The sequence below is a fragment of the Actinoplanes sp. NPDC049265 genome (genome assembly GCF_043197135.1).
Taxonomy (GTDB): domain Bacteria; phylum Actinomycetota; class Actinomycetes; order Mycobacteriales; family Micromonosporaceae; genus Actinoplanes.
This window is the reverse complement of sequence record NZ_JBICSP010000033.1, coordinates 1-15,389: the sequence shown is the minus strand read 5'-3', so window position 1 is coordinate 15,389 and position 15,389 is coordinate 1. Positions and strand designations below refer to the sequence as shown.

Genomic DNA, 15,389 nt, shown 5'->3' with positions numbered 1-15,389 from the left:
CAGTGGCGCGTCGTCTGACGGCCGCGATACGACCATGCCTGGCGGCCGGTGCTGCCGTGGTCGCGGTGGTCGCATTGCTCCAGTTCCAGGGTGCCGATGAAGGTGCCGACAACCGGGCCGCGGGCCGGCCTGGAGCGTCCGACGAGACGATGTCGCTACGACAGGCGCGCGAGTCCGGCCAGGCTGTCCGCGTTGCCAGCCTGACCTCGGAGACCACTGAGGTGTACGCCCTCCCGAACGGCCAGTTCCGGGCTGACATCTCGACCGGTATGCAGCGGTTTCGTCGCGACGGCCGCTGGATCGATGCCGACCAGCGGCTGAAGGTCGCGCAGGACGGATCGGTCGTGGCCGGTGCCCACCCGGGCGACCTGCGGATCTCCGGTGCACAGCCGGACGGTGAGCACGAACTCGCGGCGGTCGGTCTCGGCGTCGACCGGGTCGCGATGACCTGGACGGGAAAGCTGCCCGCGCCACGGCTCGAGGGCACCCGGGCGACCTATGTGGATGCCCGGCCGGGAGTCGACCTGGTCGTCGAGGCGACCCGGCGGGGCTTCGAGCAGTTCCTGATCGTCAAGGACCGGACGGCCGTAAGCCAGGTCGCCTCGATCGGCTACGGATTCCGGGGTGCCGGGGCGGCGGCGTTGACCAAGACCCGGACCGGTGCGATCACGCTGAGCGGCGCCGGCGGCACGAAGTCCTTCGAGATGCCGGCGCCGTTGATGTGGGACGCGACAACCACGCCCGCGGGGAGCCCGGCCGGGCGGCGGCCGGTGCGGACCGAGGTGGCCGGCATGACGCTGACGCTGAAGCCCGACCTGGCCTGGCTGCGGGACGCGAACACCAGGTACCCGGTCACCATCGACCCGACGCTCAATCCGGCGGTGACCACCTTCGACACGTACGTGCGGGAGACCGTCACCACCGACCAGAACGCCGAACCCGACCTGCAGATCGGGCTGCTGGCCACCACCCCGGCCACGCTGGCCCGCTCGTTCCTGACCTGGGACACGACGGTGCTGGTGGGCAAGCAGATTACCGCGTCGACGGTGTCCTTCTGGAACTACTGGTCGCACACCTGCACCGCGACGGCGTGGAGCATCTACACCACCGGCACGTCGACCTACACCACCACCTTCGCCAACCAGCCGGCCTGGGACGCGAGCCCGGACGCGACGTCGACGTCGACCCACGGCTCGACCGACTGCGCGGACAACTGGGCGACCATCGACGGCAAGAACTTCTTCCAGAAGGCGGCCACCGCCGGCAAAACCCGGGCGGGCATGGGAGTACGCGCGGTCAACGAGACCGCCACGGCCGGGTTCAAGCAGTTCCGCTCCCGGGAGGGTGCGTCTGCCACCGAGGACCCGAAGGCGTCGATCACCTACAACTCGTGGCCCACGGTTACGGCCCGCGCCACGGTGCCGGCGACCAGTTGTGTCACCGGAACCTCCCGGCCGCTCGTCAACACCCTGACCCCGCAGCTCAAGGCCACGGTGACCGACGCCGACGGCACCGCGATGACGGTGACCTTCGAGTGGTGGACGCTGACCGGCACGGCGCCCGTCGGATCGGTCTCGGTCGCATCGGTGGCCACCGGCGGTACCGCGACCGCGACCGTGCCGGCCGGCGCGCTCGCCGAGGGCGGCTCGTACCGCTGGCGGGTGAAAGCCTCGGACGGCACCGCCGGCAGCGACGTACCCACCTCGTTCTGCGAGCTCACCGTGTACGACACCGCACCGCCGGTCGCGGGCTGTCACCCCGGCACCGACTCGGACTTCAACGGTGACGGCGTCGAGGACGTCGCCATCGCCGACCCGCGGGCGGTTGCCGACGGCAAGGCGGACGCCGGTCAGATCCACGTCGCGTACGGCGGTGGGGTCGCGGCCCGGACGCTGAACCTGGGCAACTCCCAGACCGGAGTCACTGCGGCGGCCGGCGACCAGTTCGGATACTCGATCTCGGCCTACGACGCCAACAACGACGGCTGCACCGACCTCGCTGTCGGTGTGCCGTACAAGGATCTGGGCTCCATCACCGACGCGGGCGCGGCCTACCTGCTGTTCGGCGCGCCGGGCGGACTGGCCACCGGACCGGCGTCGCTCACCTACCACCAGGACAGCGGGTCCACCCCGGAGACCGCCGAGGCGCAGGACGACTTCGGCTTCTCGGTCTCCGGGAACCGGACGCCGAAGGGGCAGTCGTACTTGGTGATCGGCGCACCCGGGGAGGACGTCGGCACCGCGATCGACGCCGGCGTGGTGCACTTCTATCGCGGCTCGCTCAACCTGCTGTTGCAGTCGGGGACGCCGATCCCGGGCAGCTCGGAGAACGACGACCAGAACGGCTACGCGGTGGCGGCCGGTCCCAACCACTTCGCGGTCGGTTCACCGGGCGAGGCGATCGGGACGCTGGAGTTCGCCGGCGCGGTCAACCTGTTCAGCAGCTGGGAGATCGCCGACGGCCTGCCGAAGCCGGCCGCGAACCTGTTCCAGGACGCCACCAACGTCTCCGAGACGTCGGAGGCCAACGACACCTTCGGCAAGGCGGTGGCGGTCGCGGCGTACCGGCCGGCCGGTGCCGCCGCGGGTCAGGCCGACTCGCTGGTCGTCGTGGGTGTGCCCGGTGAGGACACCACGGTGGCCGACGGTGGCCAGGTGCAGCGCTTCCACGTCACGGCGGCGGCGACGTTCGTCGAGCTGCCGGCGATCAGCGGTACCCCGGCGGACGGCAACTACCTCGGCGAGTCGGTCGCGGTGGTGAACACGGCGCCGGCCTCCGAGGGCAGCAACGCCACCATGTTCATCGCCGCCGGGGCGCCGGGCGAGGACCTCGGTGAGACCTCCGACGCCGGCCGGGTCCGGGTCTATCCGGCGCTGGTCGACCCGATCACCGCGCCGGTGCTGCTCGACCGGCGGGACGGCAGCCTGGCCGGGGAACCGCGGACGGCCGAGCTGGTCGGCACCTCGCTGACCGCCGGTGCGACGCGGCTGTGGGTCGGGACGCCGTACGGCGACCCGGCGGTGCACGGCTTCCCCTGGGCGGACCTGGCGGCGGGCACGGCGGCGCCGGCCACCGTCCACCGCCCCGGCGACGGCGGGATCCCTGCCGGTGCCACCGCGTTCGGCTCGGCGATCGGCTAAGGCGGCAGACATGACGAAGAAGAACGCAACGGGGGAGGACCGTACGGTGGTTCGTCGTACGCCGAGACGTGCCCGGCTGACCACGCTGGGTCTGATGCTGGGGCTCGCGGGCCTGTTGTCCGCGACCGCGCTGGTGCGGTCGCCGGAGCCCGCGCCCGCGCTGGAACCGGCGGCGGCCGTCGAGGCCGATCCGGTCCGGGACACCGAGGCCGAGGCGATCGTCGCTGCCCGGTCCCTCCAGCAACCGGTCGAGGTGCTCGCCCAGCGCAGCGAATACCGCGACGTGTTCGCCCAGCCGGACGGCACGCTGATCGCCAACGATCACGCCCAGCCGGTCCGGGTGATCCAGGGCGACCAGTGGGTGCCCACGGACGCCAATCTGGTCCCGCAATCCGACGGTGGCTGGGGGCCGGCCGCGGCGCTGCTGGGTATGCGGCTGTCCCCGGGTGGCCCGGGCCCGCTGATGACAGTGACGCGCGACCAGAAGAGCATGACGCTCAGCTGGCCGTACGGTGATCTCCGGCCGCCGGCGATCGAGGGTGACAAGGCCACCTACCCGAATGTCTTCCCGGACGTCGACCTGGTCACGCACGTGACCACCGAGGGCTTCTCGAACGTCCTGGTGGTCAAGACCCCGGAGGCGGCGGACCTGCCCGAGCTGGTCGATCTGCGTCTCGGCGTGGTCGGTGAGGGGCTGACGATCCAGGAGACGGAGAACGGTGGCGTCGTCGCGCTCGACCCCGCCACCGGTAACCCGGTGCTCGAGGCGGACGCGCCGACGATGTGGACCAGCGGAACCGGCGAGGGGTCGGAAGAGGAGACCGGCGGGGCCGCGCGGCGGATCGGGCCGGCGAGCACCGAACCGGCCGTACCGGCTGACTCCCGCGGGCCGGGTGACGCCTCCGCGGTGGCCGGGGTGGGCCTGGACTACGCGCGGGGCACGCTCACGCTGACTCCGGACCGGGCCATGCTCGACGCCCCGGCGTCGGCGTTCCCGCTTTACATCGACCCGGTGTGGCAGAGCAACACCAACAGCGGCTGGGCCATGGTCGACAGCGGATATCCCAACGAGGAGTACTGGAAGTTCGACGGGAAGCGGCACGAGCGGATCGGCAACTGCCCCGAGTCGTGCAACAACTCGAAGGTCAAGCGGCTCTTCTACCAGATGGCCACGCCGTACGCGGGCAAGACCATCCTGAGCGCCGAGTTCCGGGTCACGATGCAGCACGCGTACAACTCGACCGCACGGGCCGCCTCCCTCTACATGATGCCGCCCACCTCGAAGATCAACTCGGCGACCAACTGGAACAATCAGCCGGGCGGTACGAGCTGGAGCGACAACACGTTCCTGGAAACCAAGTCGCCGACCAGCACCCAGTCGAGCTGCACGTCGACCAACCAGAACGCCGCCTGGAACGCGAAGAAGGCGCTCGACCGGGCGGTCACCGAGAAACTGAGCTCGGTCATCCTGGGGCTCAAGTCCACCAACGAGAGCGACGTGACCCACAGCAAGCGGTTCTGTGACAACGGGCTGCTCTCGGTGCGCTACAACCGGGCACCGCTGATCGCCAACCAGTCCGAGCTCACCATGTCGCCGGGCGGCCAGTGTGTCTACGGGAGCGCCAACGCCCCGTACGTCGACGTCCCGCCCCGGCTCAACGCGGTGCTCCGCGACCCGGACCACTCCTCGGCGCACACCGAGCAGGTGAAAGCCGAGTTCAAGGTCACCTGGACGCCCACCGGCGGCTCGCTGGTGACCCGGTCCTACACGACCGGGCTGAAGGCCAGCGGTTCGCAGTTCTCCTACAACACACCGTCGGACATGCCGCAGAACATCCTGATCTCCTGGGAGGTCCGGGCCAGCGACGGCACCAGCTGGGGGCCGTGGAGTTCGGAGGGCTCCCGTAACGTCTGCCAGTTCAAGTTCGACAAGACCAGCCCGAGCGCCCCCGACGTGGACTCGGCCGTCTACCTGCCCTCGGACGCCGCCGACAACGGCACGTCCGGCGCGCCGATGTGTGTCGAGGACGACGAGTGGCGCGGCTCGATCGGCGTACCCGGCGACTTCACGTTCGACTCGGCGGCGACCGACGTCGTGGAGTACCGCTACGGGTTCAACACCAACCCGGTGGCCGGGGTCAACGTCCTGCGGCCGACCAGCGACGGCGGGCCGGTGACGCTGAAGAACTGGTACCCGGACAAGGAAGGCCCGCGGACGATCAATGTCCAGGCGGTCGACCGGGCCGGCCGCAGCAGCAGCATCGCCTCCTGCACGTTCCGGGTCGGGAAGCGGCCGCCGACCGCGCAGTGGTCGCTGGGTGAGGTCGCCGGTGAGCTCGGCGCCGAGGACGGCCTCGGTGACAACGACGCCCGCGCGGGCAGCGGCGTGGCGTTCGGCGCGGAGGGCCCCGGCGGCAGCTCCGACACGGCGGCGACCTTCGACGGTACGGCCCAGGGCTACCTGGCCACCGGCCGGCGGGTGCTGACCGACACGGCACAGAGCTTCACGGTCAGCGGCTGGTTCAAGGTCGCCGATCCGGCCCGTACGCAGACCGCGGTCAGCCAGGACGGCTCCGGCGAGCCCGGGTTTGCGCTGGGCGTCACCAACGGCGCCTGGTCCCTGGAGATGCCGATGACCGACGTCAACTCGCTCGGCGTCTTCCGGGTCACCGGCGCCGCTGCCACGACCAACTGGACCTACCTGGCGGCGTCCTTCAACGCCACCACCAGGCAGCTGTCCCTGCAGGTGGACGCGGCCACCCCGGTGGTCGCCGCGCGCCGATCGCTGACCCGCTCCCGGGGCCCGCTCCAGCTCGGCCGCAAGATCGTCAAGGGCGGCTACACCGGGTTCTTCAAGGGCGCCATGGCCGACGTGTCGGTGTTCGACCGGCTGATCATCGGCGAGGAGGTCACCGGGCTGAAGAAGGTCGCACCGAGCCGGCTGGCGTACTGGCAGCTGAACACCGAGACCAACAAGGTCAGCCCGGAGAACCGGGGCGCTACCGGCCTTACGCTCGGCCCGGACGCCACGATCTACCGCAGCGGCAACCCGGTCGCGCAGCCGCTGCTCGGTGGCGGGCACCTCGCGCTCAAGGGCACAGCCGGCTCGTACGCGACCGCCGCGGTCAACCCGGACATGGCCAACAGCTTCTCGATCAGCGCCCGGGTCCGGCTGACCAGCTCCTGCGAGGGCACGCCGATGACCGTGTTCGCGCAGAAGGGCACGCACAGCAGCTCAGTCCTGGTGCGCTGCAACCAGGCGGGCAAGTGGGAGCTGGCCATGACCGGGTCGGACACCGTGGACGGTTCCTTCGAGAGCCGCGGCGAAGAGGTCCAGCCGCGGACCATCGGTAAGGGTGACCACCTCGCACTGGCCTACAACGGCTACACCCGGGAGATGTCGCTGTACGTCAACGGCGGCTGGGTCGACTCGATCGACCTGGCGACACCGTTCGTCGCCACCGGTGGCATCCAGATCGGCCGGGCGTTCCTCGGCGACGCCTTCCGCGAGCCGCTGTCCGGTGCGGTCGACGACGTACGGATCTACAACGGCGCCGCCGACGCGGAGCTGATCCAGAAGACCAGCATCCAGACCAAGGAACAGCTGACCCTCTGACCCGCCGGATCTCGCCGGCCGCCGGGCACACCCGGCGGCCCGCACCGACCTGACCCCAGGAGGGTCCATGTTCTCGCGAAACTTCGTGGAGTCCGGCGCTTTCCGCCGGCGGATAGTCCGGCCGCTGGCCTGGGTGCTGACCGGCACGCTCGGCGCCGGCTTCCTGCAGTACACGGTCGTCGCGCCGGCCGAGGCCGCGACCAAGGCTCGTCCGGGCACTGCGGCCAGCAAGCCGGCGCTGCCGAAGCGCGATCCGCTGCCGGTCAAGCCGCGCAAGCCTGACGCCGCCACGGCCGCTGGGAAGGCCGGAGCGCCGGCCGTGACCTGGCCGTCGGCCGGGGACGTGGAGGTGGCCGTACCGGCGGCCCGCACCAGATCCGCGCGGTCGGCCAGGGCCGGCGGCCTACCGGTGTCGGTGGCCGCCGGCCCGGCCGCCGTGGAGACCCCCGGCAAGGTGCGGGTGCAGGTGCTCGACCGGGAGAGCAGCCGGCGGGCCAAGGTCGACGGTCCGGTCCTGCGGGTCGGCCGCGCCGACGGCCGAACCGCCCCCGGTGCCGTCCAGCTCGGTATCGACTACACCGGCTTCGCGAGCGCCTTCGGTGGCGACTACGGCGCCCGGCTGCGGCTGGTGAAGCTCCCGGAATGCGCCCTGACCACACCGGAGGCGCCCGCCTGCGCCGGCGTACCGGTACCTTCCCGCAACGACTCCGCCGCTCGAACCCTGTCCGCGTCCACGGAGACCGGCGGGCTCTTCGCTGTCGCGGCCGCGGACAGCTCGTCGCAGGGCACCTTCGGCGCGACCAGCCTGTCCCCGTCGTCGAAGTGGTCGGTGGCGCCGTCCACCGGCGGGTTCTCCTGGTCGTATCCGCTGCGTCTGCCGCCCGTGCCCGGCGGTGGTGCCCCGGCGGTCACGCTCGGGTACTCGTCGCAGTCGATCGACGGCCGTACCGCGACCACCAACAACCAGGGGTCCTGGGTCGGCGAGGGCTTCAGCTACGAGCCGGGGTACGTCGAGCGCCGTTACAAAGCCTGCGCCGACGATGGTCACGAGCAGTACGCCGACCAGTGCTGGGCGTATGACAACGCCACCCTGATGCTCAACGGCTCGTCCACCGAACTGGTCAAGAGCGGGTCGACGTGGAAGCTCGCCTCCGACAACGGGTCCAAGGTGGAACAGCTCACCACCGCGAACTACGCCACCGCCAACGGCGACGACGACGGTGAACACTGGAAGGTCACCACCTCTGACGGCACCGAGTACTACTTCGGCCTCAACCGTCTCCCCGGGTGGTCGGCCACCAAGGAGGAGACGAGGTCCACCTGGACCGTGCCGATCTTCGGTGACGACAAGGACGAGCCCTGCTACAACGCGACGTTCACCTCGGCGTCCTGCGACCAGGGCTGGCGGTGGAACCTCGACTACGTCAAGGACCGTTACGGCAACGTCACTTCGTACTTCTACCAGCAGGAGCTCAATTACTACGCCAAGGCGAAGCGGACCGACGTCAACGGGGCCAAGTACGTACGGGGCGGCTACCTCAAGCGCATCGACTACGGCCAGCGCCACAACGCCGTCTACAGCACCAACGCCCCGGCCCGGGTCCGGTTCGACGTCAAGGAGCGGTGCCTGCCCGAGGGATCCACCTGCAACCCGGAGGATCTGACCCCGGAGACCGCGTCCCGCTGGCCGGACGTGCCGTTCGACCGCAACTGTGCTGCCGACACCAAGTGCAAGAACGACCAGATTCTGCCGACCTTCTGGACCCGGGCGCGGCTCAAGACCATCACCACCGAGACCCGCGGCGCGAGCGGCTGGAACCCGGTCGACCAGTGGACGCTGGACCACCTGCTGACCGACAACGGTGACGGCTCACGCACCCTCTGGCTGAGCGAGATCGGTCACCGCGGCCTGGCCGGTGGCAGCATCGACCTGCCCAAGGTCAGACTGGGCGGCCTCCAGCTGCCGAACCGCATCGACCGGGACGGCGACTTCGTCGCGCCGCTGATCCGGTTCCGGCTGGCCACCGTCTACACCGACAGCGGCGGCCAGATCGACGTCAACTACGCGCCGGCCGACTGCACCCAGACCACGCTGCCCCGTGAGGGCCACAGCACCAAGCGGTGCTTCCCGGTCAAGTGGGCCCCGCTGGGCTCCGGCGACCCGATCACCGACTGGTTCCACAAGTACGTCGTCGAGGCGGTGATCGAGACCGACCGCACCGGCGGCGCTCCGGACATGGTCACCAAGTACGACTACCAGGACGGCGCGGCCTGGCGGCACGCCGAACCCGACGGTATCGGTGACCCCGAGGACGACACCTGGAGCGACTGGCGCGGGTACGGCAAGGTCGTGGTGACCGGCGGCGACGGCCAGACCCAGACGACCAAGACGGAGTACCGCTACCTGCGCGGCATGCACGGCGACAAGGACCCGGACGGCGGTACCCGCTCGGTCAGCGTCGAGGACACCACCGGCGGCACACAGGTCGACTACAACGAGTTCGCCGGGCACGAGCTCGCGAGCATCGTGTACGACGGCTCGAAGGTCGTCAGCAAATCGGTGAAGACTCCCTGGCGACACAAGACCGCCACGCAGACCTTCAGCTGGGGTACCAAGGAGGCCTGGCTCACCAGCACCGAGAAGTCGCGCAGCCTGGTCGCGCTGGCCGCCGGCGGGTGGCGCGAGACCGCGCAGAGCTCGACGTTCGACACCACACTGGGCCGGGTCACCCAGAGCGAGAACGAAGGCGACGTCGACGTCAGCGGGGACGAGGCGTGCACCCGCACCACGTACGCCGACAATCCCGGCCTGTATCTGTACGGCCTGGTGGCGCGGGTGGAGTCGGTGGCGGTCAAGTGTTCGGTGACACCGGACCGCCGCACCCAGGTAATCTCCGACACGCGGACCTCGTACGACGGAAAAGCCTTTGGAGTGGCCCCGACCACCGGCAACCCGACGAAGTCGGAACGCCTGGCCAGCCACAACGGCACGACCGGGACCTACATCCGGGCGTCGGAAGGCACGTTCGACGCGTACGGCCGCCCGCTGACCGCGACCGACGCGCTCGGCAACACGACCACCAACGTCTACACCGAGACCAACGGTCTGACCACGCAGGTGAAGGAGACGAACCCGCTCGGTTTCGTCACCACCACCGGCTACGCGCCGGCCTGGGGCAGCCCGATGCGCCAGACCGACCAGAACAACCTGCTCAGCGAGCTGAAGTACGACGCGCTGGGCCGGATCACCGACGTCTGGCTGCCGGACCGCTCGGGCTCCACCCTGGAACCGAGCATCAGGTACACGTACCAGGTGGTCGCCGACAAGCCGGTCGCGATCAAGACCGAGAAGCGGCAGAGCGACGGCACCTACAGCGTCGAGTACAAGCTGCACGACGGGCACCTGCGTCCGCGGCAGGTGCAGACCCAGGGACCGGACGGCAACCGTAACGTCGCCGACACGTTCTACACCGGCACCGGCCAGCTGGCGAAGACCTACGCGACGTACACCGTCAAGGGCGCGCCTTCGGCGGCGATCTACCCGGCGGTGAACGGGGACGTGAACGGCCAGACCATGTACGCCTACGACGGCGCCGACCGGGTGAAGGCGGAGATCTTCGCCGTCGCCGGCAACGAGAAGTGGCGCACCACCACCACGTACGGCGGCGACCGGGTCTCGGTCGACCCGCCCACCGGTGGCATCCCGGTCACCACCATCACCAACGCGCTCGGCCAGACCACCCAGCAGTTGCAATACAAGGGCGACGGCCCGTCCGGTGCCTTCGACAAGACCGAGTACACCTACACCCCGAACGGTCAGCTCTCCACCGTGAAGGACCCGGCCGGCAACGTCTGGAAGAACGAGTACGACCAGCTCGGCCGCAAGATCAAGTCGGTTGATCCGGACTCCGGCACGTCGACCACGGCCTACGACAACCTGGACCGGCCGGTCAGCTCGACCAACAGCCTCAACCAGACGATCAGCACGGTCTACGACGCGATCGGGCGCAAGACCGCCGTCCACGAGGGTGCGCCCGGCACCGGCAAGCTGCTCAGCAGCTGGGTCTACGACCAGGAGATGCTCGGGTACGTCTCCTCGGCCAGCCGCTGGGTCGACGGCGCCGAGTACGCCACCTACTACGGCATCTACGACGAGTTCTACCGGCCGCACGGTACCTACTACCAGGTGCCCGAGCAGGCCGGGAAGGAGCTCGCCGGCCTCTACACGTTCGGCACCGAGTACAACCGGGACGGCTCGATCCAGTCGGTCAGCATGTCCGAGGGCGGCGGGCTGCCGTTCGAGACCGTCGTCAGCAAGTACGACGACCTGCAACGCCTGACCGGCCTGAGCGGGGACGCGGCCTACCTGACCGACGTCGACTACTCCAGCACGGGTGAGGTCATGCAGACCGAGGCCCTGGTCGGCGGCAAGAAGATCTGGTCGACGTACGAATATGAACAGGGCTCCAAGCGGTTGACCCGGCAGCGTCTGGACCGGGAGGCGGCGCCGGTCGTGGACGTCGACGCCCGGTACTCCTACGACCCGGCCGGCAACATCCGCGAGATCGCCGACAATCCGTCCGGCAACCGTGACGTCCAGTGCTTCACGTACGACTACCTGCGCCGGATGGACAAGGCGTGGACCTCGGCGAGCACCGCGGACGACCCGTGCGCCGGCGGACCCGCGGCCACCGGTGTCGGCGGCGTCGCGCCCTACCACCACGAGTACACCTTCGACGCGACCGGCAACCGGCAGGCCGAGAAGCAGTACGCGCCCGACGGCACCCCGCTGGTCGAGCGCGCCTACCGCTACCCGGCCGCCGGCGCCGCCCAGCCGCACACGCTGACCTCCATGACGGAGAAGACGCCGTCGGGGGAGAAGCTCCACGAGTACGGCTACGACGCCGCCGGCAACACCACCCGCCGGGTCAAGGCCGGCGAAGGCGAGACGCTGGCCTGGAACGCCGAGGGCGACCTGGAGTCGGTCACCGATGCCGCGGGCAAGAAGACCACCTACCGGTACGACGCGGACGGCGCCCGCATGCTCCGGGTGGAGCCGGACCGGACGACGCTCTACCTGCCGGGCATGGAGATCCGGCTCGACCACAAGACCCGCGAGACGGCGGGTACGCGCTACTACGCCCTGCCCGGCGGCGCGCAGCTGGTGCGGACCAAGGCCGGGCTGAGCTACGTGGCCACCGACCACCACGGCACCGGCACCGCCACCGTCGACCAGGCCGGAACGGTCACCCACCGCCGGACCACGCCATACGGAGAGGCGCGCGGCACCCAGCCGGCGCCAGGGGTCTGGCCGACCGAGAAGGGCTTCATCGGCGGCAACCAGGACCCGACGACCGGCCTGGTCAACATCGGCGCCCGGGAGTACGACCCCACGGCCGGCCGGTTCATCTCCGTCGACCCGATCATCGACGTCAACGACCCGCAGCAGATGAACGGGTACGCGTACGCGAACAACAACCCGATCTCGTTCTCCGACCCCGACGGCCGGATATTCTGCTCCGACGACGCCTGCGGCCCGGGCGCGGACTACGTCGACAGCACCGGCAAATACCACGACGTGCCCGGTCACAACGACGGCTGCGGCGGCTGCTCGGGCGCCTACGACCCGACCGTGCCCGGCGTCAACGAGCACAACAACCCGAAGGCGTCCCCGCAGGACCGGCAGCGGGCGGCGGCCGCAGCAGCGGAGAAGGAGCGGCAGGCCCGCATCGCCCGGGCCAAGCAGAAGATCCTCGACGCGGCCATCGCCCTCGGCAAGATCCTCGCCGACGAGCTCGGCATCACCGACGCCCTGAACTGCTTCACCAAGGGCGACTTGGGCGGCTGCGTCAACACCGCGATCAACGTCCTGTCGTCGGTCGTCGGCGGGGCGATCGGCAAACTGGCCGCGCGCTACGGATCACCGTGGAAGTGGAAAAAGCTGGCCCACCTGGTGACCCGGACCAAGGGCCTCCTGGGCGACCTCATCGACGGCGTCAAGGGCTTCATGAAGGCGTTGAAGAAGTGCCACAGCTTCGCGCCCGGGACGCTGGTCCTGATGGCCAACGGCACCAAGAAGCCGATCGAGAAACTCAAACCCGGCGACAAGGTGCTCACCACCGACCCGACCAACGGCAAAACGGCCGGCAAGGCCGTCGTTGCCACCCACATCAACCTCGATACCGCGTTCACCGACCTGACCATCGGGCGGGCGGTGCTCAAGACCACGGCCAACCACCCGTTCTGGAGCGAGGACCGCAAGGCCTGGATCGAGGCTGCCGACCTGGAGCTCGAGGAGCACCTGCGCACGGCAGCGGGTCACCGCCTTCCAATCGTGACGGGGACCACCTATCGCGATGTCCGCATGATGTACGACCTGACGGTCGACACCGTGCACACGTACTATGTGCTCGCCGGCAACGCCCCGGTTCTGGTGCACAACTGCGACTGGACCAGCGACGGCAACTTGTTCGACCACTTCGACAAGCACGTGATGGGTAAAGGAAAGCATGGCGGCGTCGGAGATATGAAGGAAATTCTTGAACGGAACAATGGGGACATGGATGATGCGCTCGACGACTACGCCGCCTGTTCGCAGCGTTTCCTCTGTGGGGATCCGACGCACGGAACCAAGGAGCAGCTTCGAGATTCCGATGGTGCACTGGTACGGGTGAACACGACGACCGGAGAATTGGGTGTCCGAGGTAACAACGGCATTGTCACATATTTCCGGGCGGACAACCCCGAGTCCGAGTTCCTCAAAGAATTGGCGAAGTAGGCAATAGTTGTTCATCGCGCCCGAAACGCTGCTCGCCTCTTGGGAAGGGTTCTCCTCAACCACCACTGATCGGCTGGAGGCCCTCTCCCGGTTGGCCGCGCGAGACAGTATCGAGAACGTGTTGCGTCTCCGGCACCCGTCGGTAGAGCGGTTTGCCGCCTCTGTGCGGGTGGTGGACGAGCGGAAGCGGCGAAGCCTGCCGGCGGCGGCAGCCGGATCGCACGGTTGGTGGTGGCGGGCTGCGCCACCCGTACCCGTACGGGCTCCCGATCTTGGATCGGTCTCCGCGACCGCGGTCGCGGCCGAGATCTGGAGCCGGGCGGCCGCCGCGGGCCTGACACCGGTTGACCGCCTGACCTTCAGCGCCGCAGCCGGTGGCGAGCTTGTCGTCCGGCTGCGCTTCCAGGTGATCGACGGCGAGCACGTCGGCTTCCGGCCGTGGTTGGATTTCGTGCTGATCCCCGTGGAGCGCGACTACCTTCGAATCCTCGGCATGAACCCACCCGAAATCTACACCGCCACCGTATCGGTTGCGGTCGGCCGGCTCCGGCGTACCGGAATCCATCTACCTACACACGCGTCGTCGGAAAAGGTGGAGAAGGCGATTGACCTGCATTTGCAGGCGTTCTCGGACGTCATGGCGACGGTCTCGCCCGAATACCTCGTCGACGAGTTGTTGCGGCAGCCGCAATTCAGCGACGGGTGGCATTCCCGCTGGCGCCTGCCGATGGCCCTGGCGCATTACGGTCGCCTCCCCGAGGCGCGGCAGGTACTCACGACCCTGGCCGCGACCGAGGTTCGTGCGCCGCATAGCCGTGCGGCGCACGATTTGGAGTGGCTCGGCCAGAGGCTGAGACTCACGCTGCCCGGTTCCGCCCTTTGAGAACTCGAACGCGCTGGTGGACGCCCGTTGTGGCTCACCGACGATGCAACGACGGGCAGGGGATCGATCATCGTCACGCACCAGTTCTGGCCCGGAATTCGCGTCCAAGACGCGGGTCAGCGAGGCCAACTTCGTGCGGGCCCAGCGGTGAGCGCGCTCGCGGTGTCGGATGTGAAGCTGGACCGGTCACTCCCCACAGCTGGGGGATGCTGCGTCCGAAGTTGACTCCGGAGGAGCGCAACGTGGGCGTGCTGGGAAGTACCGAGTGCTCGCGCGGACGACTAACCCGGATTCGGCGAGACGCGTGCTCAGCGCGGCGTCGTTCTGGAGATGCGAAGGAGTGATTATGGGACAGTTTCGTCACCGAATCACTTCGGAGGCCTAGGTATCTGGTGTGGCCGGGTGCGCGGAGGTGAAAGGGTCAAGGAGTGGCAGCCGATTGATCAATGTGAGTCGGCTTCGGTCGCTTGCCGGAGTGGCCTTGGCCCGCGAAGGCTGCAGGAACGGCGACGCCTGGGGCGACATGTTCGACGATCTTGGGAATGCTTCCTTGCCGCTGCAGGTGATGCCGAGGGGCTATGCGATTGAGCTCTACCGCCGTCGACTCCAGGTGGCCTCCGTAGTTTCCTCCGATGGTCTGGACGGGCTGGCGCACGTGGTTGACCTTTTAGAGTGTGCGTCCGATGCTGACCTCGCACACGTCCTGATCTCTTGGCATGGTTCCGGCTACTTTCTATGGCTGGACCCAGACGCCAACAAGGTCATCGCATTTTGGGTCAGCCGAGACAAGCGAAGTTGAGTTCTTTTCCAGGACGCATGACTTGCATCGCGCCGCAAACGCTGCTCGATCATTGGATGGGCTCTCGTCGAGTACTACTGAGCCCTTTTCAACCTGATCTTCCAGGTCAGCGAGGGTAGGGGGGTCGGAGATCGATGGGGGCGAGGCTCCCGGTAAGACAGCAAATCGACCAA

Annotated in this window: 5 protein-coding genes; all 5 read left to right on the top strand. The window is 68.9% G+C overall.

The genetic code is table 11. From position 1 onward, the window contains the following. Positions 1 to 149 precede the first annotated feature (149 nt). A complete protein-coding gene (locus ACGFIO_RS42045) occupies positions 150 to 3,140 on the top strand; it encodes a DNRLRE domain-containing protein (protein WP_392836354.1) in 2,991 nt (996 codons plus the stop codon). A gap of 94 nt (positions 3,141 to 3,234) precedes the next feature. Further along, entirely contained in the window at positions 3,235 to 6,756 is a 3,522-nt protein-coding gene (locus tag ACGFIO_RS42040) for a LamG-like jellyroll fold domain-containing protein (protein WP_392836352.1), read from the top strand. Between the two features lie 67 nt (positions 6,757 to 6,823). Continuing rightward, on the top strand, positions 6,824 to 13,534 hold the full coding sequence (locus tag ACGFIO_RS42035) for an RHS repeat-associated core domain-containing protein (protein ID WP_392836309.1): 6,711 nt from the start codon (positions 6,824 to 6,826) through the stop codon (positions 13,532 to 13,534). 7 nt (positions 13,535 to 13,541) lie between these two features. Next, positions 13,542 to 14,417 carry a hypothetical protein gene (locus tag ACGFIO_RS42030; protein ID WP_392836307.1) on the top strand — a complete coding sequence of 292 codons (876 nt, stop codon included), beginning with the start codon at positions 13,542 to 13,544 and terminating at the stop codon, positions 14,415 to 14,417. Positions 14,418 to 14,856: 439 nt separating this feature from the next. Beyond that, entirely contained in the window at positions 14,857 to 15,216 is a 360-nt protein-coding gene (locus ACGFIO_RS42025; RefSeq protein WP_392836305.1) for a hypothetical protein, read from the top strand. Positions 15,217 to 15,389 lie beyond the last annotated feature (173 nt).